Source organism: Variovorax sp. 05N34 (assembly GCF_056397405.1).
The window spans coordinates 261,446-285,179 of sequence record NZ_JBFTNI010000003.1; the positions used below are offsets into that span (position 1 = coordinate 261,446).

The 23,734-nt window shown below is 58.4% G+C and carries 22 protein-coding genes; 5 read left to right on the top strand and 17 right to left on the bottom strand.

All coding sequences use genetic code 11. The annotated features are described in order from the left end of the window. The first annotated feature begins 7 nt into the window (after positions 1–7). Together AC1DMA_RS10260 and AC1DMA_RS10265 are read left to right on the top strand one after the other, a co-directional pair. On the top strand, positions 8–379 hold the full coding sequence (locus AC1DMA_RS10260; RefSeq protein ID WP_478144107.1) for a GtrA family protein: 372 nt from the start codon (positions 8–10) through the stop codon (positions 377–379). A gap of 385 nt (positions 380–764) precedes the next feature. Next, positions 765–2,585, top strand: coding sequence for a hypothetical protein (locus AC1DMA_RS10265; RefSeq protein WP_478144108.1), 1,821 nt, complete (start codon positions 765–767; stop codon positions 2,583–2,585). A gap of 28 nt (positions 2,586–2,613) precedes the next feature. Here the strand turns inward: AC1DMA_RS10265 and AC1DMA_RS10270 are convergent, their stop codons facing one another. The 17 genes from AC1DMA_RS10270 to rfbB form a co-directional block, all read right to left on the bottom strand. After that, positions 2,614–4,254 carry a hypothetical protein gene (locus tag AC1DMA_RS10270; protein ID WP_478144109.1) on the bottom strand — a complete coding sequence of 547 codons (1,641 nt, stop codon included), beginning with the start codon at positions 4,252–4,254 and terminating at the stop codon, positions 2,614–2,616. 23 nt (positions 4,255–4,277) lie between these two features. Continuing rightward, complete coding sequence (locus AC1DMA_RS10275; protein WP_478144110.1) at positions 4,278–7,982, bottom strand: tetratricopeptide repeat protein; 3,705 nt, start codon at positions 7,980–7,982, stop codon at positions 4,278–4,280. Positions 7,983–8,154: 172 nt separating this feature from the next. After that, positions 8,155–9,291, bottom strand: a complete 1,137-nt coding sequence (wecB, locus tag AC1DMA_RS10280; protein ID WP_478144111.1) for a non-hydrolyzing UDP-N-acetylglucosamine 2-epimerase — start codon at positions 9,289–9,291, stop codon at positions 8,155–8,157. A gap of 4 nt (positions 9,292–9,295) precedes the next feature. After that, complete coding sequence (gene wbjC / locus AC1DMA_RS10285; RefSeq protein ID WP_478144112.1) at positions 9,296–10,423, bottom strand: UDP-2-acetamido-2,6-beta-L-arabino-hexul-4-ose reductase; 1,128 nt, start codon at positions 10,421–10,423, stop codon at positions 9,296–9,298. A gap of 4 nt (positions 10,424–10,427) precedes the next feature. Next, complete coding sequence (locus AC1DMA_RS10290; RefSeq protein WP_478144113.1) at positions 10,428–11,480, bottom strand: polysaccharide biosynthesis protein; 1,053 nt, start codon at positions 11,478–11,480, stop codon at positions 10,428–10,430. Between the two features lie 198 nt (positions 11,481–11,678). After that, positions 11,679–12,827: a dTDP-4-amino-4,6-dideoxygalactose transaminase gene (gene rffA / locus AC1DMA_RS10295; RefSeq protein ID WP_478144114.1), complete on the bottom strand. Its 1,149-nt coding sequence runs from the start codon at positions 12,825–12,827 to the stop codon at positions 11,679–11,681. Continuing rightward, positions 12,817–13,701: a class I SAM-dependent methyltransferase gene (locus AC1DMA_RS10300; protein ID WP_478144115.1), complete on the bottom strand. Its 885-nt coding sequence runs from the start codon at positions 13,699–13,701 to the stop codon at positions 12,817–12,819. The genes rffA and AC1DMA_RS10300 overlap by 11 nt, the downstream gene beginning before the upstream one ends. Next, a complete protein-coding gene (locus tag AC1DMA_RS10305; RefSeq protein ID WP_478144116.1) occupies positions 13,698–14,129 on the bottom strand; it encodes a GtrA family protein in 432 nt (143 codons plus the stop codon). Before AC1DMA_RS10305 ends, AC1DMA_RS10300 begins: the two co-directional genes overlap by 4 nt. Further along, the gene (locus AC1DMA_RS10310) at positions 14,122–14,955 is read right to left on the bottom strand and encodes a hypothetical protein (protein WP_478144117.1); all 834 of its coding nucleotides are present in this window, start codon (positions 14,953–14,955) and stop codon (positions 14,122–14,124) included. The genes AC1DMA_RS10305 and AC1DMA_RS10310 overlap by 8 nt, the downstream gene beginning before the upstream one ends. Positions 14,956–15,041: 86 nt before the next feature. Further along, positions 15,042–15,707, bottom strand: a complete 666-nt coding sequence (locus AC1DMA_RS10315; RefSeq protein ID WP_478124965.1) for an acetyltransferase — start codon at positions 15,705–15,707, stop codon at positions 15,042–15,044. After that, positions 15,704–16,342, bottom strand: a complete 639-nt coding sequence (locus tag AC1DMA_RS10320; RefSeq protein WP_478144118.1) for a methyltransferase — start codon at positions 16,340–16,342, stop codon at positions 15,704–15,706. The genes AC1DMA_RS10315 and AC1DMA_RS10320 overlap by 4 nt, the downstream gene beginning before the upstream one ends. 63 nt (positions 16,343–16,405) lie before the next feature. After that, on the bottom strand, positions 16,406–17,350 hold the full coding sequence (locus AC1DMA_RS10325; RefSeq protein WP_478124967.1) for a glycosyltransferase family 2 protein: 945 nt from the start codon (positions 17,348–17,350) through the stop codon (positions 16,406–16,408). Next, entirely contained in the window at positions 17,347–18,054 is a 708-nt protein-coding gene (locus AC1DMA_RS10330; protein WP_478124968.1) for a WbqC family protein, read from the bottom strand. The genes AC1DMA_RS10325 and AC1DMA_RS10330 overlap by 4 nt, the downstream gene beginning before the upstream one ends. Then, positions 18,051–18,599, bottom strand: a complete 549-nt coding sequence (rfbC, locus tag AC1DMA_RS10335) for a dTDP-4-dehydrorhamnose 3,5-epimerase (RefSeq protein WP_478144119.1) — start codon at positions 18,597–18,599, stop codon at positions 18,051–18,053. Before rfbC ends, AC1DMA_RS10330 begins: the two co-directional genes overlap by 4 nt. Next, positions 18,596–19,483 carry a glucose-1-phosphate thymidylyltransferase RfbA gene (gene rfbA, locus AC1DMA_RS10340; RefSeq protein ID WP_478124970.1) on the bottom strand — a complete coding sequence of 296 codons (888 nt, stop codon included), beginning with the start codon at positions 19,481–19,483 and terminating at the stop codon, positions 18,596–18,598. The genes rfbC and rfbA overlap by 4 nt, the downstream gene beginning before the upstream one ends. A 26-nt stretch (positions 19,484–19,509) precedes the next feature. Next, on the bottom strand, positions 19,510–20,400 hold the full coding sequence (rfbD, locus tag AC1DMA_RS10345; protein ID WP_478144120.1) for a dTDP-4-dehydrorhamnose reductase: 891 nt from the start codon (positions 20,398–20,400) through the stop codon (positions 19,510–19,512). Continuing rightward, positions 20,397–21,476: a dTDP-glucose 4,6-dehydratase gene (gene rfbB, locus AC1DMA_RS10350; protein ID WP_478144121.1), complete on the bottom strand. Its 1,080-nt coding sequence runs from the start codon at positions 21,474–21,476 to the stop codon at positions 20,397–20,399. The genes rfbD and rfbB overlap by 4 nt, the downstream gene beginning before the upstream one ends. Positions 21,477–21,730: 254 nt before the next feature. Between rfbB and AC1DMA_RS10355 the strand changes: the two genes are divergently transcribed. Genes AC1DMA_RS10355 through AC1DMA_RS10365 form a run of 3 tightly spaced genes read left to right on the top strand, consistent with a single transcriptional unit; the run spans position 21,731 to position 23,684 of the window. Further along, positions 21,731–22,684 (top strand): glycosyltransferase, encoded by a 954-nt coding sequence (locus AC1DMA_RS10355; protein WP_478124973.1) that lies wholly within the window; start codon positions 21,731–21,733, stop codon positions 22,682–22,684. After that, a complete protein-coding gene (locus tag AC1DMA_RS10360) occupies positions 22,681–23,091 on the top strand; it encodes a GtrA family protein (protein WP_478124974.1) in 411 nt (136 codons plus the stop codon). The genes AC1DMA_RS10355 and AC1DMA_RS10360 overlap by 4 nt, the downstream gene beginning before the upstream one ends. After that, positions 23,088–23,684: a hypothetical protein gene (locus AC1DMA_RS10365; RefSeq protein WP_478124975.1), complete on the top strand. Its 597-nt coding sequence runs from the start codon at positions 23,088–23,090 to the stop codon at positions 23,682–23,684. The genes AC1DMA_RS10360 and AC1DMA_RS10365 overlap by 4 nt, the downstream gene beginning before the upstream one ends. Positions 23,685–23,734: the final 50 nt, after the last annotated feature.

Consider the following 23,734-nt stretch of genomic DNA (forward strand, 5'->3'; position numbering starts at 1 on the left):
CGCGCCGATGGCTGCCGCGCGCAATTCGTCCGCCTTCCTCCGGTTTCTTGTCTCGGGAGGGGTGAACACCCTCGGAACCTACCTGCTGTATCTGGCGCTGTTGCAGCTGCTGCCGTACTGGTTGAGCTACGCGTTCGCCTTCACCAGTGGGATCGCGCTCGCGTATGCGCTCAACCGATTCTTCGTCTTCGGCGCACCGCGCAGCGAGAGGAAGGCCGCCATGCTGCCGCTGGTGTATCTGGCTCAGTACCTTGCGGGCGCCGGGATCGTGTACGTGTGGGTTGACCTCCTGCATCTGCACGCCGAGTTCGCGCCACTTGCAAGCATCGCCATCACCATCCCTCTGACTTTCGCGGCAAGCCGCTGGCTGTTTCACTGAGACAGCTCCGAGGTTTGACTTTCCGCTTGATGACTTTCCGCTTGATGATCCCATGAGAAGAACCTGGCTCAGCTTCGCCTTGCCGCCTACCTTGCTAGTCCTGCTTCTCTGGCTGCCGTTCGGCTTCAGCCTCCACGGACTGATCGAGGAATGGGGAGTACTGGGGGTCTTCACCACGCAAGGACCAGTCCTGTTCGTCAAAGCACACTCGCTGCTGGAGGCACACAGGCTTCGACCGCTCACGGTGTTTCCCCACGCCATCGGTTTCCTGCTGCATCGGGACTCGTTCGATGGATGGCATTGGGTGCTGATGGCGACGCTCATCATGAAAGGTGCGGCAGCGTCCTGTCTTGCTGCACTCGCGACGCGCTCGCCACGATGGGGTGTGATCTTCGGGCTGCTCTTTCTCCTCTATCCGGCCGACACAATGCAGCTTTCGTTCCGGAGCCAGCACATCAATCTGTCGCTGGCAGTCCTTCTGCTGGGTGCGGCCCTTCTGGTCCGCGCACAACAACAGCAGGCCGGATGGGCGCGCTGGATCAACATCACAGCGGGCGGCGCATGCCTGGTTGCAGCGCAAATGATGTACGAAGTTGCATTGATGATGATCATGCTCCCGCTCTTCGTTCTTTGGTGCCGCGACGGTGCCGGGGCGACGCTTCGCAGCATTCGGCAGAACCCGGCACCGACCTTGGCGTGGATCGCGTCAGGGATCGTGTATTTGCTGTACGTTGCCTACGCATCGGCGTCGGGCGGAGAGTCCTATCAGCAGTCCATCACAGACCGCCACTCCCCCTTCAGTGTCCTTTATCACGCGCTTCCCAAGCTATTCCAGATAGCCTTCGTACGCGCGCTTGCCGGCGGGTGGTATGACGCATGGGGCATGGCCCTCGGGGAGTTTCACAGCTTCTTCTACGTGCTGGCTTTCGGCCTGATCTGCTCTGTATCGGCCCTTTTGTTTCCGCGCAACGAAGGCACTGCCCCGCATGAGTTGGTCGAAACCGCCAAGCCTCGCAACGCCAGCATGCGCACCCGTGTTGCCATTTCGGGCCTGCTACTGCTGATCCTAGGTTATGTGCCGTATCTGTTTTCGGGCTCGCACGTTCTCATTTCCCAGCGCACCTATCTCTTTGCAAGCTTCGGCGCCGCGTTGGTTGTTCTCGCCCTCACCATGAGCCTTGCGAGGTGGTCCAAGGCATTGGCCTGCGCTGCCGTGCTGCTCCTGATGACGGCAGGGGCGGCGGCCCAACTCTATCAATTTCATCACTACCTGAAGCTCTCCGAGGCACAGCGGAAGCTCCTTCGCACCATCGTCGAGAACTTCGATGCTGGCGCTCAAAGCGACAAGGAGTTGGTCATCCTCGACTATTCCAATCAGCTTTCGCATGTCTGGTTTCTGCGCGACAACCTGGACTCAGCGCTGACCTATCTCTACGACCGTCCGGTCCGCATGCCCACCATCTGCCTCATGCCCGGCAGCGACCTGGCGCGCGCGGACGATCTGCTGCGACAGGGACACTGCGTTGAAGAGAGCGACAGTTGGAGATTCAAGGCGGCCGATCCGGTCCCCGGTTTGTCTGCCGAGCCGCTAAAGGACGTCGTGCTGGCCAAGTCCCAGGCCGTCGAGCTCGTGATCGACCAAGACGGAAACGTTGTACCCGACAGGGCCCTCGATGCTTACCGTCAACAACTTGCTTCGGCCGACACACCGGCCGCAAGGCGTTACCGGAACATACTGAACCGGAAGCCAGGAAGCAGAAATCTAGGCTTGTTTGAATCCGAAGCTGCCCGATCGAGCCACCGCTGGGATTTTGGAAAATGGTGGAGTCTGGAAGTCCCCATTCAGGGAAATGGCTGGCGTCCTGCGGACTGGAAGCCCGGCTATTTCCAGCATGACACTGCAACCTGGAAATCGCAGGAGCGCGCGTCTCTGCTCTTCCAACTGATGCCCACCGACAAGCCCTACGAGCTAACCGGAAACTTTGACCTGATCGCAAACCCCGCCATTCAGGACAGCTTCCGCATTCGAATCAACGGCGTTGAATTGGCCCTCGGCTGGCAGCCGGGGTACAGATTCACCGCGCAGGTTCCTTCAGGGGCATTGAAGCCTGGTACCAACGTCGTCGAGTTCGTTTCGGCCGTCGACAAGAACTACTACGGCCTCTCCGCGAGGCTCGACGAACTGGAGATCCATCCCGTCAAGTAAAGGCCAGCTCGCAACTACCAACAACAAATCACAAATCCGATCTGGAAACGCAGCACATTTTCTCGGATCTGATCGCCTTGTCCGACAGCACCTTCGGCAGATACTCACAGCGCGAAAGCACGCCGCCACTGTCGATCTTCTTCAGGAACTCAGGAAGCTTCTGTCCGATGTCCATCCCGAAGGCATAGTCGGACACATAGAACACATTCATCGGCTGCCGACCGTGCTGGAACAGGAAGTAAGCGGCACCGTCCACAACCAGCCGATCGTCGCCATCGTTGATATTGCAGCGCTTTGCGAGCGCAGACAGCCGCGCGCGCTCCTCCTCGCGCACGAATGCTGGGGTCGACAGCGGCTGGGGACCGATCACGTAGTCTCCAATGCGCGCCATCTGCAGCAACCCGGGAGTTTGTATGCACAGCAACAGGACCATGCTGGCGGCTGCAAGCAACATCCAATAGAAGGCGACAGCGCCGCAAGCCCGTCTCAGCCCATTCGGGACCTCGAATGGCGTGTGCAGCACCAACATCAGCAGAACGGCCAACAGCGGCACGATGAGCCCCGGCGTATAGAAGTGCCAGGCGTTGCTGTTGTAGACGATGCCGTGCAACACCAGCCCCGCCAGAAGCGCCGTAGCGAGCAGAACTCCCTTGTCGAGCCGCCTGTGTGACAACTGCATCGCGAAGCGAACAATCACAGCGACGAATGAGAGCAATGCGAGAACGTACAGGCTCGCTTTGAGCAACTTTCCGAAAACGCCGAGCCATGGCCCCATCCATTCGCCCTGGACGGACGGCAGCCAATTCGACTGGTAAGCCAGGGTCGCCGGCATGCGATCCAGGATCATGCCGAGCGACGACACCAGATTGCTTGCGGCCGCTTTGAAGAACAAAGGCTTGTCACTGGCGAGTAGCTGAAAGTCCAGCGTTTGCTGCGCGAGAACTTTCGCCATCGCCGGCGCGCCGGGGCAGCTTGATGTGAAAAGGACGTACTGGACCGATTGAAAAACGGCAAACCCGACCACCAGCATGGTCCCGATCATCCAAGCCTTGCCAGCGTGTCGAAAAACCAGCCAGGCCGAAGCCAGCATGACCGGCGCGAAGAACAACGCCTTCGGATGCGCCAGCAGGAATACAGACGTGATCAAGAAGAGCAACGCCGCCTTCAGGCTCTTCAACGGGACACCGTCGGACGCTTCGACCTGCCAGAACAATGCCAGCATGCAACATGCAACGAGCGGGAGTACCAACAATTGCTCTGAGCGCGCCAAGACGAGCACGAATGGCAACACGCCAAGCATGTTGAGCGAGAGGATGAACGATTGAAAACGACGCCTTGGCATCAAGCGCTGCGGATGCAGCCCCGCCCATGCCCACAGCAGAGACAACCAGCCCGCGCATATCGCTATGCCCCTGATCCGCAACCCCAACTCGCTGGTTCCCGAGTACAGGATGGCGTTGAAAACTGCACCCGGGTACCAGGAGACCGGAATGCTTGCCTCCAATGAACGACATTGGGGTAACAGATTCAGCAGCGCACCTCCTTCTATGAAGAAACGCGCATGCGCCATCTGAATGGCCACCTCGTCAGAGTAGATCGGGATCAACAGCCCAACGGCGAGAGTCACAACGGCTAGTGCCGGGATGGCAAGGGCCACCCAGCGGTTCAACCAAGTGCTGCAAGCCCGGCTCGCTACTGCCACCGGTTGTCGATCCAGTTTGCCGTCCCCAGGCCTTGGACCTTTCTATCCCAGGCCTCCAGGAGAAACCTCTCGAATTCCTTGCTGCTGGCCTCGCTCTCGACGTAGACCGATGATTTTTGCCTCAGCTCTGATGCCTTCTCATTTCTCCAGGACGTGTCTGTCGCCAGTCTGAGTGCAATGTCCACGTAGTCCTGCTTGTCCCTGGCCGTGAGACCCGACACGCCGATGTATTCATAGATCGCCGCCGTCCAGCGACCGAACGGAATTTTCGAAGGAAGGGTCACAAGCGGAACGCCCAGCATCGCGCCATCAAAACTGGATGACATGCCACAGAGCGGATAGGAATCGAGACAGCAATCCACGGATTGCAGCAGCAGATGCGCATCGTCCTTCTTCAGTGTGGACAAAAAGACGACCCTCTCATAGCACGCGCCGAGTCTTTCACGTAGGCGGCTTCTCAGGGTTTTGGCGGGAGGAAATTCCCCGCGAAGAAGAACCAGAATGGCGTCCTTATCGCGCTCCAATATGTCGCGAAAGATTTCATCCATTTCCGGATGGATTTTGGGGGGCGTATTGGCACATAGGTAAATGTGTGCCTCAGGGCTTGCGTTAAGCAGCCTCTTTCTGGTCTGCGCGCGCATCTCCGCGCTGATAGCACCCTTGCTCTCAACATCCGGTTTTTCGATCCAATAAGGGGGATGTTCGAAGAACGAAACCGCAGTCCTGTAATAGGCGGCGGGATCTTCAGGTTCGGCCCGTCCCCAGGAGATGTAGTAATCGGAATTCGTCAGACCATCTGTCCAGTTCGGCTCCAGCAAGATCATGTGCAGCGTCGCAAGCTTTCCCATCATGGGATAGAAACATGGACCCATGGAAGGACCGGCCACAATGATGTCCAGTTCCTGACTTTCAATCGTTTTGATGGCCGCGTAGGTGTCGATGTCAGAAAACTCTACTGTCTTTCCTGCGCGCTTGATCCAGTTCTTGGCCGCTGGCGTCTGGCCCTGCTGGCCGGGACGCAGATAGACCGTCTCGAATAGATCGGGATTCAACTGTGTGAGCAATCCCGACATCATTGGCATGGAATCGTGGACATTGAATCCGACGCGGATCTTCCTCTGACCCTTGGCAGCAGGGAGCAAGTTTCGGCCGACATGGGGCGCAACATGGTTGAGTCTCGGCCAAGTCTTGAAGGCCAACGCTTCGAAGGCAGCCATCGCCTGCCCATAAAATTCCGGCTCGGCGCGGCAGAAGATCCACTGCCACGGCGTCCAGCCATTGGTCATGTCGACGATCGGATCGTCGAGCTCTACCGGACTCTCCGCCAGCGCCTGGCATGCAGCAATGAATTGCCGCGAAGCTCTCCCGTGCTCCACGGGGCAGCGAGGAACCATTGCGGGGGAGAGGTCATGCAAGATTCTTATTGCGCGCTCATTGGCTTTGGACGCAGCGCCGTCAGTTCTTTGAGAATCGATAATCGCATGCATCATGTCGGCAGAAAATTCCGAGCCCACGTCAAGATAGTTGCTCAAGAACACGAGGCTTCGAGCCAAGTCTGTAGGCTGCTGATTCTCTCGAAGGAACGAAACGACATGCTTCTTCAGTGTGTGCACCACACCCGCGCCGAGTTGTGATTCCAGATCCCCCGAGATGACGATGAAATCAAAAGGCGCACGTTTGCTGAACTCCTCATAGAAGTCAACGATCGACAGCGTCGTTGTAGCTCCGATCCTTGAGTTCAAATTTACGTAACGATCGTACTCCAGACGGCTTGCGCATATTTGCCTGAATAGGGCCGACAGATTGTTGTCGAGCGGATATCTTTGCTGCCCCTGCTCAAGAATGTGAGCGCATCCAGCTGAGTTGCTGAGCCTCAGGAATGCCAAGGACGAATAGTAGTAGTCGTCGGCGCTCTTTAAGTCGCGGACGGAGAGCCGTCTGTAGATGTCGTCGGCCTCGTTTCGGCGACTGAATCTCGTGAGTAGATCCGCAATGCTCCAGAACGTAGGCGCATCCGTCGATGTTTCTACCATCTGCGCAAGCTTTCGTTCCGCGAGTTCTACGAGACCATTCTTTGTACAGTATTCGATAAGGCCGATTTGGGCCGACCAATCGACGAATCTCTCAAATAGTAATTCACAGAGTTTCTCTTCACTCTGCGCTTCCAGTCCCAGGAAATGACCGATGCGCTTCACCGCCTGAATCTCAAGACAGATGCGTGCAAAATGCTCGAGTAGGTGCTCGGATCCTTGAAATTGTCGAAGTCCCGCCTCCAACAGATCGGCCGCTTGTTCAGGATGCCCAAGCCTGTATGCGGCAAGCCCGGAATACATCGCACCTTGGGCACTCTCCGGCAGGCGAGCCGCCAGGCGCCGATAAATGATTTTGGCTTGGTCCCTTCGCTGATGGAGCAGAAGCAAATCAGCCAGCTGCCATGCAGATGCCTCGTCGCTGCAATGCTCCCGGACGGACTCCAGCCTCGCATCAGCAATTTCCATAAATCCGTGTTCGAAACAATATTCAATGAGCCGGAGTTGGACATGCGGATCGGGAAACTGAATAAAGAGTGTTTCGCACACCGACGCCGGGCTCGCCGTCTCCGTGGAAAACCACTGGATCGCGTGATCCATCTGCCGCAGATCAGCACAGAGGCGCACGTAGTGCTCAATCAGACGCGGCAGGTCCGGGAATGTCTTCAAACCAGCTTCGAAGATCGCGATTGCTTCGGTTGGCCGTTGCAACCGCTGCTCGGACAACCCCGCGTAGAGATACGTCTCCGGACTTGAGAGCTTTCTGGTTGCGAGGCGGCGATAGATTGCCGTCGCCTGCAAATGATTTCCCGCAGCCTCGGCAAGATCGGCTTGCGCCCAAAGCTTTTCCGGTTCGACCGATGGCGAAAGCAATAGAAGTTCGGCCAGCTGAGACGGCGGCAGGCCGTGAGTGGAACTTTCCGCGATCGACTTGATTTTCTGTGCGGCAAGCTGTTCGAGACCTGCGGTGAGGCAAAGACCGATCAGCCAGATCTGTATCTGCGGATCCCTAAATCTCTCAAAAAGCGCTTCAAAAGCCTCCGCCTCGGACTTCGCGTTCGGCGCAGCAACTCGCATGACGCGTGCCAACTCGCCGAGTTGTGCGCAAATGAGCGCGAAGTGATCGACCAACTCTGCAGCATTCGGAAATTCGTGGATTCCAGCCTCCAACACGTCGGCAGCTCGATCGAGGTTCCCCAGCCGTTGTTCAGAGAGTCCCGAATGCAGAACGCCAAGAGGATTCTCTGCTGGGCGCGCAGCCAATTGCCGATAGATGGCGTTCGCTTCTTCCCTGCGCTCATGCAGCCACAGCGCATCCGCTAGCCGCCAAAGCAATAAGTTGTCATCGGAGTTCGTTACGGACCTCCGAACGACGTGGTCGATTTGCCCGATTTCGGCGCAGATGCCAACGTAGTGTTCGAGCAGAAGCGGCAGATTCGGAAATTTCTTCAGACCAGCTTCGATCTTGGCTATCGCTTGGCTCGGTCGACGCAGCCGTTGCTCGGAGAGGCCCGCATAGACATAGGCCTCCGGGCTTAAGAGTTCGACGCTCGCAAGACGACGATATATCGCCTTCGCGTGCCACATATTTCCTCTGGCTTCGGCGCGACCAGCTTGCGTCCAAAGTTCTTGTGGCTCGCTGGAGCGTGAGAGCCAGAGGCCCAACAACGCCCTCAATCTTGTAATAGTCATTTTTTATGCGAATTTTCGTCCGCGCGCTGACCCCGCAGCGCGACACCTAGCCCACGGCAACAAGCACCAATGTCGAACGGCGGTCAAACAGTTCGATACGCGGGCGACTACTCGCCCGCGAAAGCGATTTCTCGTCCTGCCAGTCTCAATATTTCTTCCACACCACACGATTCACGTAGTCTACGTAGCTGTGGATGATCCGAAGCACCTTGTCCGACACGTTGGGCATGCTGTAGTCGGCAACCAGGCGCAAGCCGCGATCGGCGCCGCGCGGTTGCGATTTCAAGATAGCCAGCCCTTGGCGGACGCGCTCAGCGTCCAGCCCGACCATCATGACTGCAGCTTCTTCCATGCCCTCCGGTCGCTCGTGCGCCTCTCGCAAGTTGAGCGCAGGGAAATTGAGAATCGAGGATTCCTCGTTGATAGTGCCGCTGTCCGAAAGCACCGCCCGCGCGGACATCTGCAGCCTTACATAGTCATGGAAGCCAAGTGGCTTCAGAAGGCGAACCTGCGGGTGAAAGCGGGTCGAGGTGGCCTGGATCCGTTTCTGCGTCCGAGGGTGAGTGGAGACGATGACCGGCTCGTCGTGGTCTTCTGCGATTGCATTCAAGGCAGAGACAAGCTTTGCGAAGGATTGGTCAGACTCGATGTTCTCCTCGCGATGCGCGCTGACAACAAAGTACTTGCCTTCGCTCAAGTCGAGGCGCTTCAGTACATCAGACGCCTCGATGTCCGGCATGTAGTGGTGCAGGACCTCATACATCGGGCTACCAGTCTTGATCACCTGGTCAGGCGGCAACCCCTCGCGAAGCAGGTAGTCGCGCGCGATCGTGCTGTAGGTGAGATTGATATCAGCCGTGTGGTCGACGATTCGGCGATTGATCTCTTCGGGCACCCTGAGGTCGAAGCATCGATTACCGGCCTCCATATGAAAGATGGGAATCTTGCGTCGCTTGGCCGGGATCACTGCCAGGCAACTGTTGGTGTCTCCAAGCACCAGCATGGCCTCGGGCTGAACCGTTGCGAGAACTCGATCGACTTCGATGATGAGGTTGCCGATCGTGTGCGCGGCGCCGGTACTGCCCGTCGCACTGTTCAGGAAGTGGTCCGGCTTTCGAAGTTTCAGGTCATCGAAGAAGACCTGATTCAACTCGTAATCGTAGTTCTGCCCCGTGTGGACCAGCACGTGCTCGCAGTGCTCGTCGAGTGCGGCAAATACGCGTGACAGGCGGATGATCTCGGGCCGCGTGCCGACCACCGAGATGACTTTCAGTTTCTTCATTTTTTCAGAGTGGACAGGCGTATGTATCTGGCCGTGCGCGATCGAATATCTCGTTGGCCCATAACATGACGACCATTTCGTCCTCGCCAATGTTCGTGATGTCGTGCGTCCAGCCTGGCGCAGTCTCGACGATCTCGGCCGCCTCGCCGTTTGTGGTCATCTCGTAGGTTTCGCCAGTCAAAATGTGGCGAAACTTGAACCGGGCATGACCCTTGATGACGAGGAACTTCTCGGTCTTGCTGTGGTGATAGTGCCCACCGCGGGTGACCCCGGGGTGTGCTGTGAAGTAGGAGAACTGTCCACTGTCAGGCGTCCTGAGCATCTCCACGAATACGCCACGCGCGTCTCCATGGCGAGCGACGCTGTACTTGAACTCTTCCGTCGGAAGATAGCTGACGTAGGTGGCATAAAGGGCCCGCACCAATCCGGTCCCCACACGTTCGGTCAGCAGCGTCTTTCGACTTTCCTTGAAGCGCACGATCAGGTCCGCCACTTCGCCTACAGTGGTTGAGTATTGCGGTGTCATGACCGCAAAGCCATCGACATCCAAAGCAGCGTCGGCGCCGTCGAGCAGTTCGATAAAACGCGCCACCAGATCGTCGATGTAGACAAGCGTCAGAGCGGCTGCTGGATCACGGACTTCGATCGGCAGGCCACGAGCAATGTTGTGACAGAAGGTTGCGACCGCAGAGTTGTAATTGGGACGACACCACTTGCCGAACACGTTGGGCAGGCGGAAGACATGCGCAGGAACGCCATGGCTCCTGGCGACAGCGAAAACGGCCGCCTCTGCACCACGCTTGCTCTGCCCATACGGATTGTCCCGCTCGGCCTGAATCGAAGATGTCAGAACGACTGGAATCTTCTTTCCTGTCGACTCGATCTCCCCAACCAGTGCATTGCACAATGATTGGGTCAGCTCGAGATTGCCCACGGCAAAATCTTTCGGATCCTGAGGACGATTCACGCCAGCAAGGTGAAACACAAAGTCCACCCCACGCAGCAGTTCCGGTAGCTGCGCCACGGAGTTGCGGGATTCGAAAGCGGCGATCTCGACTCCCGCGCGCTCGGAAAGCGCCTGGCAAAGATTCTTGCCGACGAAACCGCCAGCACCGGTGATGAGGACCTTCACCGGCTCACCCTTCCAGCACGGCCGGCTCGCCGCGAGCGATCTTTCCCATGAAGTCAAGCTTCAGAAGCAGCTTCTTCATTCCCTCGACGTCCAGGCGCGTGGTGTTGTGCGAGTTGTATTCCTCACCGTGCAAAGCGCGCGTGATGCGACTCTCGCCTTCCTCGACAAACTTTGCGTAGTTCAGATCGCGTCCATCAGGCGGCACACGAAAATACTCGCCCAAGTCCACGGCGCATGCACGCTCCTCTTTGCTAAGCAGCGACTCGTAAAGCTTCTCGCCATGCCGGGACCCGATGATGGCAATGGGATGGTCCTTCTTGCCCATCAGATCCAAAATGGCCCGGCTGAGCACTTCCATGGTCGCAGCAGGCGCCTTCTGAACGAAGATATCGCCGTTCTGCCCGTGCTCAAACGCGTAGAGGACCAGGTCGACGGCGTCTTCCAGAGTCATCATGAATCGGGTCATCGTCGGATCGGTGATCGTGATCTGGCTGCCCTCGCTGACTTGCTGGACAAACAGCGGGATGACCGAACCTCGCGAGGCCATCACGTTGCCGTAGCGCGTGCCGCAAATGATGGTGCCGGTGCCCTCGAGGTTGCGGCTCGATGCAACCATGACTTTTTCCATCATGGCCTTGCTGATACCCATGGCATTGATGGGGTAGACCGCCTTGTCGGTGCTCAGGCAGACCACCCGCTTCACGCCAGCAGCCACTGCGGTCTCAAGGACGTTCTCGGCGCCAAGCACGTTTGTACGAACGGCCTGCATCGGATGGAATTCGCAGGACGGCACCTGCTTCAGGGCCGCGGCATGGAACACGTAGTCGACGCCGCGCATGGCGCCGCCCACGCTATGTGCATCGCGAACGTCGCCAATGTAGAACTTGAGCTTCGCGTTGTTGTAACGCTTGCGCATATCGTCCTGCTTCTTCTCGTCGCGGCTGAATACCCGGATTTCCCGGATGTCCGTCTTGAGGAAGCGCTGGATGACGGCGTTTCCAAATGATCCGGTCCCGCCCGTTATCAGTAATACCTTGTTGCTGAACGGAGTTTGCATTTGAATTTGGGCCCTGAGGGATGTTGAACAGAGGCTGGACTCGAAGGCGGGGACTCCTTCAATCCATGCTTTAGGTCGCGCCGCAAGTCATGTGGCACGGTGCGCGCACTTTAGCGCAACTGGCAGTCGCTCCTTGCACGCAAGGGCCTGCTGGAACTCGCCAAGGACGGGCCATTCGCGAAGTCTCTGCAACGGCTTTTACGATTGGGCCGCGATCGCCTCGGAAAGCGCCTGCACGACACAAACCTGCTTTTCCCTCGTCAGCCCCACCCACATCGGCAGACGGATCAGGCATTCGGATTGACGATTGGTCACATCGAGCGTCCCATGCGTTCTGCCATAGCGCCGTCCTGCGGGCGAAGAATGCAACGGAACGTAGTGAAAAACTGGCGAGATATCGGCTCGCCTGAACACATCGAGAACTTGCCGCCGGTCGATCCGGGGCGATAGGACGACGTAATACATGTGCGCGTTGTGCTGGCAGCTATCAGGAACCGTGGGCCGCCTGAGGGCGCCGTCCGATTCCAGTTTCTCGAGAAGTTCGTGATAGCAGTTCCACAAGCCCAAGCGTGCTTGCGTGATTTGCTCTGCGTGCTCGAACTGTGCCCACAAGAACGCTGCGACCAGCTCGCCGGGAAGAAATGAAGATCCGACTTCCTGCCACGTGTACTTGTCGACTTCGCCTTTGAAGAAGCGACTGCGATCAGTCCCTTTCTCCCGAATGATCTCAGCGCGAGCGCGCAAGGATGGATCGTTGATCAGCAACGCGCCTCCCTCGCCCGAGATCACGTTCTTAGTCTCATGAAAACTGTAAGCGCCAAGTTGCCCGATTGCGCCAAGGGCTCGACCCTTGTAAGTCGACATGACGGCCTGCGCTGCGTCCTCGACGACGAACAGCTGATGCCGTTCGGCAATGGCCATGATGGTGTCCATTTCGCAGGCGACACCTGCATAGTGAACCACAGCAATACCTCGCGTGCGCGGCGTGATTGCTGCCTCGATCAGGAACTCGTCCAGATTCAGCGTGTCCGGACGAATGTCCACGAACACGGGCACGCCACCCCTGAGCACGAACGCGTTGGCCGTCGAGACAAACGTGTAGGACGGCATGATGATCTCGTCCCCCGGTTGAATGTCCACCAGCAAAGCGCTCATTTCCAGCGCAGCGGTGCAGGAGTGCGTGAGCAAGGCCTTGTGACTACCTGTTCGCTCTTCGAGCCAGCGATGGCACCTTGCGGTGAAAGGGCCATCGCCCGCCAGGCGTCCGTTGAAGTGTGCTTCAGCAATGTAGAAGAGCTCTTTGCCCGTCATGTGGGGCCAATTGAACGGGATTCGATCACTTTTCATTACGGAGTCCCTTTCTTGCGACGACGAGCCTCGACCCGCCGACCGGGAAGTTCATCCCGACGCGGATCATGCCCCTTTCAAATGCGAGCATCTTCTCCAACGTGGTGTTTAGCCACGGAGGGATGTTGAATTCCGCCAAAGGATCAAACTCTTGCCCCTCCGGCTTTCTGGCAAGTCGCGAAGCTATCAACGCCGGGAGGAGTGCCGTCACGAAAGACGTGCTTCTGAGCAGTTCCAGGCCAGCACCCTTGATCTTGCGATGTATCTCCGCGCTGCGGTACCGGCGCACATGGCAGGCATACGCGTCCGACTCGCTCCACAACCAGGGATGCTGCGGAACGGTCAAAAGAAGGCAGCCGCCGGGCTTCAAGGCAGCGTGCGCCTGCTCCAGTACGCGTTCGTCTTCCTCGATGTGCTCCAGCACGTCAAATGCGCCGACAACGTCGAACTCGTCTCGAAATGGAATCTCGCGCGCGTCCATCTGCATGAAGTCAGCGGAAGGCAATCGCTTGGCAGCGAAGCCCAAGCCAGCCACGAAGATCTCGCTTCCGCGAAGACTAGCTTGGGGATACGCTCCTGCAACCCCCGACAGCACATATGCTGTACCGCATCCAATTTCGAGGAGCGACTCGAAACCTCCGCAGTATTTGCGTATGGCCCAGAGAATCAGCGCGTTCCTGGCACGAAACCAAAAATTCGAGTCCTCCAGCCGCGCCAGTTCGGCGTAGTAGTCGGCCTTGAATCCTCCGCCAGCCCATGCGCTATCGGGTGCGTAAGACGTGAAGCCATCGACCTGCACGGGACAGTGGCCGCAGGCCGGACACTCAGCCCGTGAACTGGCATATCCCGCATCGCAGCGCAGACAGCGCTTCAATTTGCAGTCTCCACCGGCGGGTTCGAGTCAGGAAACACGAAATACTTGAACGACAGGAAAAGAAACCCCGCGACGACAAATATGGCAAAGGCCTGCGCGATCTGATGCGCATAGCCGAACCTGTCCACAAGCAGATACAGCAGGCATAAATTGATCAGATAACCCACGCAATGTGCGAGCACGTACCGCACGCCCACAGCCATGCCCTTCTCGTCATGTGCAAAGGTCAGCCTGCGATTGCCCCAGAAGCCGATCGACGCACCAACAAGGTAGAGCGCCGACATGGTGATCTTGGGTCCGGCGCCAAGATAGGTGATGAGCAAATAGACCAGGTAGCCTGCGAGATTGCTCAGCACACCCACGAACGCATAGCTCAGCAACTGAGCTGCCAAGGTCCGCCGCCGAGCCGGCGCCACTTCTTCAACCATGTGCGAGAACTGCAAGCCCGAAGCCCGTCTTGCCGTATCCGTTTCCGTTGTAGAGCATGTATCTCTCGCTATCATGGTCGAAGACGAATGGGTACTCGATCATTTCGGAGTCCCATCCTTCTTCGGACACATCGATACCTGCGTCCCCGAGTTTGAATTGCCAGTCGCTACCGTCGACGCTGAAGGCGTAGCCGATGCGATAGCTCTGACCCGCACCGCTGCGGTAGGAGAACCACATGTGAAGGCCCACGGAGTCCCGGACTACTGTGGGCCGAGAGAAGGCCTGCGCCGTGCCAACGGCGTAGGGCACCGCCGGGCCAAGTTTTTCCCAACGTTCGCCATCCTGCGATGAAGCACGATTGATCACGTGGATCATCTCCCCATTGCCTGCGTCCCATGTGAGTGTGGATCCGTACCACATGCTGTAGCCAGCGCGCGAGCCATCCTGCAGCACCCAGGGATACGAGAGACTGACGGGGTCAAGGGCATCCAGCGGCATGAACGCCCTGCCACCGTCCAACGAAAGGCCGAGATCGCCGTCAACACGAAGTCGACCGATTTCACCGCGCCAATGCGCATCTGCGGGATTCAGCCAGCCCATGAAGAGCATGTATCGCCCCGAGGGCGCGTCATAACAGTTGCCGATGCTCACGCCGTCCGCATAAAAACTGCCTTCGGGGCCGTGTTCGAAAACCGGCGCGTAATGCTCGTGCACAACTTCGCGCCTCACGATATCGATATCAACTGCCCCTACAGAAGAACGATTGCGCGCGTCTCTGCCGCTGTAGAACACGCGATAAACATTACCTTCGAGCAAGACTGGCAAGGGGTTGGCCGCGTGGGTCAACAACTTGGGATGACGTTGGTCACCGCTCGGACAGAATAGTTGGCCCAGCTTGATCCACGGCCTCGTCATATGCCTCGCACCCTGCTGCTGGGCACTCGCGACCGCTCCGTCGCGGCGCCGATGTACACACCTTCGGGCTCGGCGTCAGCTAGCAACAACGCGCCCGCACCGATCACACATCGGTCGCCGATCTTGATATGGTCCCTGAGCGTCGCGTTTACTCCGATAAAACACTGTTCCCCGATTTCGACGCCACCCGAGACGACCACGTGAGACGCAAGAAAGCTGTGGTCCTTGATTGTCGAGTGATGGCCAATGTGATTGCCGCTCCACAAGGTGACGTTGTTGCCGATCCGAACGAAGGGCTGGATTGTGTTGTCCTCGAAGATGAAGCAGTTCTCTCCGATGTGTCCGTCATTCAGCACAGTCGCCGCCGGGCTGACGAAGGTTGCGAGCCGATAGCCTCGCGCCTTGGCAGCCAGGTACTTCTCCTTGCGCACGGCGTTCAATTTGGAGTAGCTCAGCGCGACGAACATGTCGGTATCGCCAGGGGGAAAATGCTCGACGACATCTTCGAATGCGACGACCGGCGAACCGCAAAAGCTCGATCCTGAAAGGAAAGCCGCATCCACGGTGAAGCCCACCACCTCGTACTCCGACGCCGCGCTGAAATAGTAGTGCGCGAGTTGCGCAATGTCGCCAGCGCCAAAGATGACAAGACGCTTTCTCATGCCTGCTTCCTGACCAGAATCGTGAATTCGTAGAGGCCGTAGTCGTGATTCAAGGCCACGTTCTTCGAATAACGGCGCTTGCAAAGGTCGAAGAGGTGGCAAGGATCGGCGTAATGGAGATCGGGCCGCATGCGATCGACGTCGGAGTACGAAGTCAAGCAATTGAATGCGAAGCCAAGACGGCTGGTCCGATCCATTTGATCCAGCGTCGCCTCCAGATACGCCTGCCACTCGGCATTCGTCCTGCCTAACCGGACATTGAAGATGCCGCTGGCGACGCCATAGTCGCTGATGCAATCCGGAACGCTCGACTTGATGAAGCGAGCGTTAGACCGTCCCTTTAATCGCTCCCGAGCAGCTTCGATCATGCTCTCGGAGATATCCGCGCCGACGTACGCGATGTCCGGCCGCTCCGAAGCTAGAAACTCGTAGAGCGCACCGTAGCCGCAACCCAGGTCATTGACCGAAATCGCTCCAGGGCGGTCGATGATCTTCGACAACTGCCTGAACCGAAGGATCTGCCCTTCCTCTCCGTTCCAGTCGACTCCACGCGGACTCTGTCCATGCGCAGCAAGCTTGTCAGAGTAGTAGGCTGCAATTTCCGCATGAATTCCCGCGGTGTTTTCTTCAGTCATTGCACCTGTCCATTTCCGGACTTGCTTCGAAGCGATAGCCTGACTGGTTTGAGCACTTCGCGATCATGGATTTCCCTCCAACTCCCGGTCTCCGCCGTAGACCTGCCGCACGATGGTGTATGGCCGCTGCTTGACTTCAGAGAAGATTTTCGCGATGTAGATGCCCTGCACGCCCATGAAAAAGATGATGAGGCCCGAGAAGAGCCAGATCGACGCGACGATCGACGTATAGCCGTCAGGCGGGGACGACGCCGAAAAATACCGCGACACCAGATAGAGGATGTACAGGATCGCCGACATGGAGGTCAGCAGTCCGGCGTAGAAGGTGAACACGAGAGGCAAGCTGCTGAACGACGTCACCGCGTTGACGAGGTGGCTGATCTTGCGCGACAGGGAATAGGTCGTCGGGCTGGTTGCGTGCTTGTTGACGGTCCGTTGCACCTGCTTGAAGCCAGTCACGACCCACAGCCCACCGATGTTGATTTCGCGCTCCTCATGCAGCAGCAGCGCGTCGACATACCGGCGGGTCATCAACCTGGCGGTCACGATGTTGTTGGGCTGAGCGATCCCGGTCAGCATGCGGAATAGCTTGTAGAAAATGCTGCCAGTCAGGCGCTCGAATGCCTGGCCTCTGCGTCTGCCTTGAACGCCATAGACCACATCGCTTGCCTCCTCGTCCATCGCGTGCGCGAAATCAAGAAGCCACTCTGGTTCTTCTTCGAGGTCGCTATCCACGAGAAACACACGTTGCCCCCTGGCGGCATTCAGGCCAGTCATCATGGCCTTGTGGTGCCCGAAATTACGTGAAAGGTCAACTACGACGAAATGTGTGTCCTCCGTTGCGATCTGAATCGCCAGGTCAAGACTTCGATCCGGCGAGCCGTCATTGACCAGGACAATCTCGTAATCGTCCCCCGCGATTTCGCGCGCCGCCTTGCTGGCGCGCTCACAAAATTCGACAACATGACGTTCCGATTGATAGAGCGTCGCGACGATCGAGAGCTTCATTCCTTCACATACCTCATGAAACTCGATGACTGAGCGCCGCAATTGAAAAGAAGATCCAGCACGGTCACTCCATGCGCGAAGTCTCCCCACAACTGCGGATACTCGCGATAGCCGCAATAGTCGAACCATCGAAGCGTAACGCCTCGCTTCGCGAAAACCGCCTCGTCCAAATAGCTCCTTGCGGCGGGGCCAGATACATATTCGTCTGCCCCGGCCTGCATACAAAGGTCCGCAATGCGCTCCGTTTGGCCCTCAGGCAAGACGTAGTCGGACGAACTGGAGATGCGCGTCGAAATACCGAGATAAGCACACACGGCTTCGATCAATTTTCGATTCAAAACTGACAAGTGCGTTGGCACGTTTGAGAGATAGATCGGCGCGAGCCAATCGGACACCTCGTCGAAATATGGCGCGCGGCGGTAATTCTGTTCGAAGGCCTTCCAATGCAATGCAGCCCAATCAACACCATCGATCTGGGTGTCTCTGATCTTCTGCGTGTATTTGCCTTTGACAGCGACTGGCACCGTCAACCACTTCACACCCTGGGGGGTCTTGATCTGATTGCGATTTCGCCAATCCCTGCGCGTGTACTGCATATCGTCGAAAAGCACGAACTCATCGACAGATGCTATAAGGTCGAAATACCCCTTCCAGGGAATGTAATTGGATTGGACAATAGCAATTTTCTTCACGCGGCTGCTCAATCAAACACTTCGGCGGCTGTGAATGCGGCGGCGACCGCGTCTTTTGCCGAGAGTTGGGGCTGACCGCCAACGTCAGGCCAGCTGATGTTGAGCACGGGATCGTTCCAGGCGATTGCGCGCTCGTGGACCGGTGCGTAGTAGCTCGTCGTCTTGTATAGAAAGTCCGTGGATTCGCTAAGTACAAGAAAGCCGTGTGCGAGTCCCGCCGGCACCCATACCTGCTTCTGATTTTCCTCGCTGAGCTCGACCCCCACCCAGGCTCCAAAGGTAGGCGAGGACTTGCGAATATCCACCGCGACATCGAACACCGCTCCGCGCGCAACCCGCACCAGCTTTCCCTGGGGCTGCTGAATCTGGTAGTGCAGTCCGCGCAACACGCCTTTCGTGGACCGCGAATGGTTGTCTTGCACAAACTCGACATGCTCTCCAACGGCTTCATCAAAAGCCTTTTGATTGAAGCTTTCAAGGAAGAATCCGCGCGTGTCACCGAAGACCTTCGGCTCGATGATCAGTACATCCGGAATTGAAGTTGCCGTCACTTTCATGAGCGGACCTCTTCGGCCAGCAGGTGGCTGAGGTACTTGCCATAGCCACTCTTTTCCAGGGGTGCGGCCAACTTGGCAAGTTGATCCCGGTCGATGAACCCATGCCGCCACGCCACCTCTTCAGGGCATGCAATCTTCAATCCTTGCCGATGCTCCAGCGTCGCAATGAACTGCCCGGCTTCCATCAAGCTGTCGTGAGTTCCCGTATCAAGCCACGCATACCCACGCTGCATGATCTGCACATTCAGAGTTCCACGATCAAGATACGCCTGGTTCACAGCCGTGATCTCCAACTCGCCACGCGCGCTCGGCTTCACCGCCTTGGCGATTTCTACAACGTTGTTGTCGTAGAAATAGAGCCCGGTCACTGCATAACTGCTCTTCGGCTTGACCGGCTTTTCCTCGATGCTGCTTGCCTTGCCGCTGCCATCGAACGCCACCACACCATAGCGCTCCGGGTCTTGCACGTGATAGGCGAACACTGTCGCACCCTCGTGCTTGGCATCGGCGTCGGCAAGAAGAGTTCCGAAGTCGTGGCCGTAGAAGATGTTGTCGCCCAACACCAGCGCGCTCGGCGAATTGCCGACGAACTTGTCGCCGATGATGAAGGCCTGGGCGAGTCCGTCCGGACTGGGCTGCACCGCGTACTGCAGATTGATGCCCCACTGGCTGCCGTCGCCCAGCAACTGCTGAAAGCGCGGCGTGTCCTGTGGCGTGCTGATGATGAGGATGTCGCGCATGCCGCCGAGCATCAAGGTGCTCAGCGGGTAATAGATCATCGGCTTGTCATAGACCGGCAGCAGCTGCTTGCTGATGGCCAGCGTGGCGGGATGCAGCCGGGTGCCCGATCCGCCGGCGAGGATGATGCCTTTGCGTTGCGTCATGTGTGTTCGTTCTTCTCTGTTCGCGGTCAAAGCGTTTCGCGCAGCATGCGCGCAACGCCGGCTTGCCAACCTGGCAGCTTGAGACCAAAGGTCGACTCGAGTTTTCGGGTGTCCAGGCGCGAATTGTGCGGGCGCCTCGCCGGCGTCGGAAACGCTCTGGTGGGCACCGGGTCGACAGCGTCCGGCGAAGCCTTGAGTTCGACGCCGGCGTCCAATGCCTGCTCGAGCACAAAGCGCGCATAGCCGTGCCAGGTCGTCTCGCCGCCAGCCACCAGGTGATAGAGCCCCGCCTTGCCAGGATCACGCAAGGTATCGCGGATCGCATGGGCGGTCACGTCGGCAAGCAATTCGGCGCCGGTCGGGGCGCCGAACTGGTCGTCGATCACGGTCAATCGATCGCGCTCCTTGGCCAAGCGCAGCATGGTCTTGGCAAAGTTGCCGCCGCGCGCCGCATAGACCCAGCTTGTGCGAAAGATCAGGTGACGTGCGCAATTGGCGGCCACCAGTTGCTCTCCCTCGAGCTTGGTGCGCCCATACACGCTGAGTGGACCGGTCGCGTCAGTTTCCTTCCACGGGGTGCTTCCGCTTCCGTCGAAGACGTAGTCGGTGGAGTAGTGGACCATCAGCGCGCCGATCTGCTGCGCCGCTTCGGCGACGATCCCGGGCGAAGTCGCGTTGAGCTTGCGCGCAAAGTCGACTTCCGTTTCCGCCTTGTCGACGGCCGTGTGAGCCGCCGCATTGACGATGACGTCCGGCCTCACGGTCAAGACTGTCTCGGCGAGCTCTTCGGGCCTGCTGAAATCCGCGCGCAATTCCGTGCTGTCGAAGTCGAGCGCCACCAGCTCACCGAGGGGCGCAAGGCTGCGCTGCAGCTCCCATCCGACCTGCCCGCCTTTGCCGAGCAGCAGCAGTTTCATGCTGCCGCCTTCGCAGGCGCGCCGGCATATTGCTTTTGCACCCACTCGCGGTATGCCCCGCTTTGCACGTTGCGCACCCACTCGCCGTTGTCCAGGTACCACTCGACGGTCTTGCGGATGCCGGTGTCGAAGGTTTCGGCGGGCTTCCAGCCCAATTCACGTTCGAGCTTGCGCGCATCGATGGCGTAGCGGCGGTCGTGACCCGGACGGTCGGTGACGTAGGTGATCTGCTCCCGATAGCTCCTGCCGTCGGCGCGTGGACGCAGTTCGTCGAGTAACGCGCAGATGGTGTTGACGATCTCGATGTTCGGCTTCTCGTTCCAGCCGCCGACGTTGTAGGTTTCAGCGAGCCTGCCGGCTTCGAGCACGCGCCGGATCGCGCTGCAATGATCCTTGACGTAAAGCCAGTCGCGCACCTGCATGCCGTCCCCATAGACCGGCAGCGGCTTGCCGGCCAACGCGTTCACGATCATCAGCGGGATGAGCTTCTCGGGGAAGTGGAAAGGCCCGTAGTTGTTTGAGCAGTTGGTCGTGAGCACCGGCAAGCCATAGGTGTGGTGCCAGGCCCGCACGAGATGATCGCTGGCCGCCTTGCTCGCCGAATAGGGGCTGTTGGGCTCGTACTTGTTTTCTTCGGTAAAGGCCGGGTCGGTTGCCGAAAGTGAACCGTAGACCTCGTCGGTCGAGACGTGCAGAAAGCGGAAAGCCGATTTCTGATCGGCCGGCAGCGCAGTCCAATAGCCCCGAACCGATTCGAGCAACCGAAAAGTGCCGAGAACGTTGGTCTGCACGAAGTCTTCGGGGCCGTGGATCGAGCGGTCCACATGCGACTCCGCCGCGAAATTGATCACCGCGCGCGGCTTGTGTTCGGTCAGCAGCCGATCGACCAGCGCGCTATCGCCGATGTCGCCTTGCACGAAAACGTGGTTCGGATTGCCTTTTAGCGACGCCAGCGTCTCGAGATTGCCGGCATAGGTGAGCTTGTCGAGATTCAGGACCGCTTCGTTGCCCTGGGCAATCCAGTCGAGCACGAAATTGGCGCCAATGAAACCGGCGCCGCCGGTAACCAGGATCATGAGGTCCCCCGATAGTGACAAACTTGAAAAAAGGCCGCTGGGGCCGGCAACCGCGGATTATCCCATCGGGAAACGCCCCCGTCGCGGCTCCCTCTCCAGCCAAAGGCGTGTTGCCGTTGCGGCACAATGGCGACCTTCTTTCGCCAGTGTCGGCACGTGCCGATCGGCGGCCTTTCCGAGGGCATCGTCAGCGCCTCCCGAGCATCGGATCACGGGCAGCGGCTTTCGATCGATGTCTCTGTCTTCTAAAAACAATGAGCGCCATTCCTTCCGCATTTGCAGTGGTTACGCCTGTCTTCGAGGACGCCGAGGCTTCAACCCGCTTGTTCCAGGAGCTGTCTTCCATCTTCGGCAACAAAGTGCACGTCGTGGCCGTGGATGACGGATCAGTGCGCCAGCCGGTCGACATTGCTTGGATGAATGCGGCCGGCCTCCAGGGAACGGTGATTCGCCTGCGCCGCAACGTAGGGCACCAGCGCGCCATCGCAGTCGGACTGAGCTACGTCGCGGACCACATGGCCGCGGTCCCAGTGGTCGTCATGGACTCGGACGGTGAGGACGTCCCCGCCTCCATATCCGAACTGCTTCGGAATCTCGACGCATCCGAAGTGGACGTGGTCGTTGCCCAACGCAAGAACCGCGTCGAAAGCCTGCGGTTCAAGGCTTTTTATGTGGTCTACAAGGGGTTGTTCAAGCTGTTGACCGGGCGTCAGATCAGCTTCGGCAACTTCATGGCGCTCAAACCCGCCGCCGTCAAACGGCTCGCGGCAATGCAAGAGCTTTGGACCCATGTGGCGAGCTGCGTGCTGAGTTCACGCCTTCGGGTGGTTACCTGCGCGCTGGATCGCGGCGCGCGATACGCCGGCAAGAGCAAGATGAATTTCGTCGGACTGGCGTTGCATGGCTTTCGAGGCGTCATGGTGTTTGCCGAAGATGTGCTCGTAAGGGTCGGCATCGCTTCCGCGCTGATGGGCACGTTTGCGGTCATCGCCGGCGTGGCCTCGGTCGTGCTGAAACTGTCGGGTTTTGCGACGCCGGGCTGGTTTTCCGTTGCGCTGGGAATTTTGCTGTTGGTTTTTCTGCAGACCGGCTCTCTTGCACTGATCAGTCTGATGCTCACAGGCGTCAGCAAGTCGGGCGCACCAGCGCAAGCCGCGTATGAATTGTTCGTAGAGTCCGTCGAACATACGGATAGCGTGCCGGCATGATCCTGAGGCAAAAGCCCATCGCTCCCCAAGTCGCGGAACTCGGCCGCTTCGTGGTGAACGGCGTGCTCGCCACGGCCATTCACTATGGCGTCCTGACGTTCAATCTCAAGGTGCTCGGCGTTCCGTCGGCGGGCGTGGCGAACTTCATCGCCGCCTGGTTTGGCATCACAGCTTCTTTCATCGGAAGCCGCTTTTTTGTCTTTCGGCGAAAAGAGGCGCCGCTCCTGCAGCAGGCGGCGAAGTTCCTTGCGCTCTATGCGTCCATTGCATGCCTGCATGGATTGCTGCTTTTCGTTTGGACCGACACCTTCCACCTCGACTACACCGCAGGTTTCGCCATTGCGACGGTCCTGCAGACCGCATTGAGTTACCTCGGCAACAAGTTGCTGGTTTTTTCCGCTTCATGAAGACAATCAGATTTCTCGCGGCCTCCACGCTCTTCGTCGTGCTCGCATGCCTCATTTATTGGGCGCATATCGCATTCTTTCGCGTCAATGTGGTTTTCTATAGCGCCATCATGGATGGCGTTCTGGCGGCCTTCATCACGGCCGTTCTGGTCTGGCGGCTTCGCACTTTCGACATCTTCAATGGATTCGAAAAGGGTCAGATGCTGATCATCTGGCTGTTGACGGCGTATGCGCTCGCCATCTCAGTGCCCGCCGTGCTCGACCGTTCTTTGTCTTTCTATATTCTGGAAAAGCTTCAGCAGCGCGGCGGCGGCATTCAGCAAGCTCGGTTCGCAGAGGTGTTCACGCAGGAATACGTCAAGGAGCATCGTCTCGTCGATGTGCGCCTGACGGAGCAGATGGAGTCGGGCACCATCGAAATAGACAATGGATGCGTCCACCTTACGGCCAAAGGAAACCGGCTCGCGACATTCAGCCGGTTCTTCCGGACCCACCTGCTGCCCAAGCAACGGCTATTGATGGGTAAGTACAGCGATGACCTGACGGACCCGTTCCGTCATAGTGCGGCTCAGGTCGACTACCTGTGCAAATGAGTCGGCTGCACAAGGAGGCCCCGGCTGCGAGCACTCATCGGGCCTTCCCC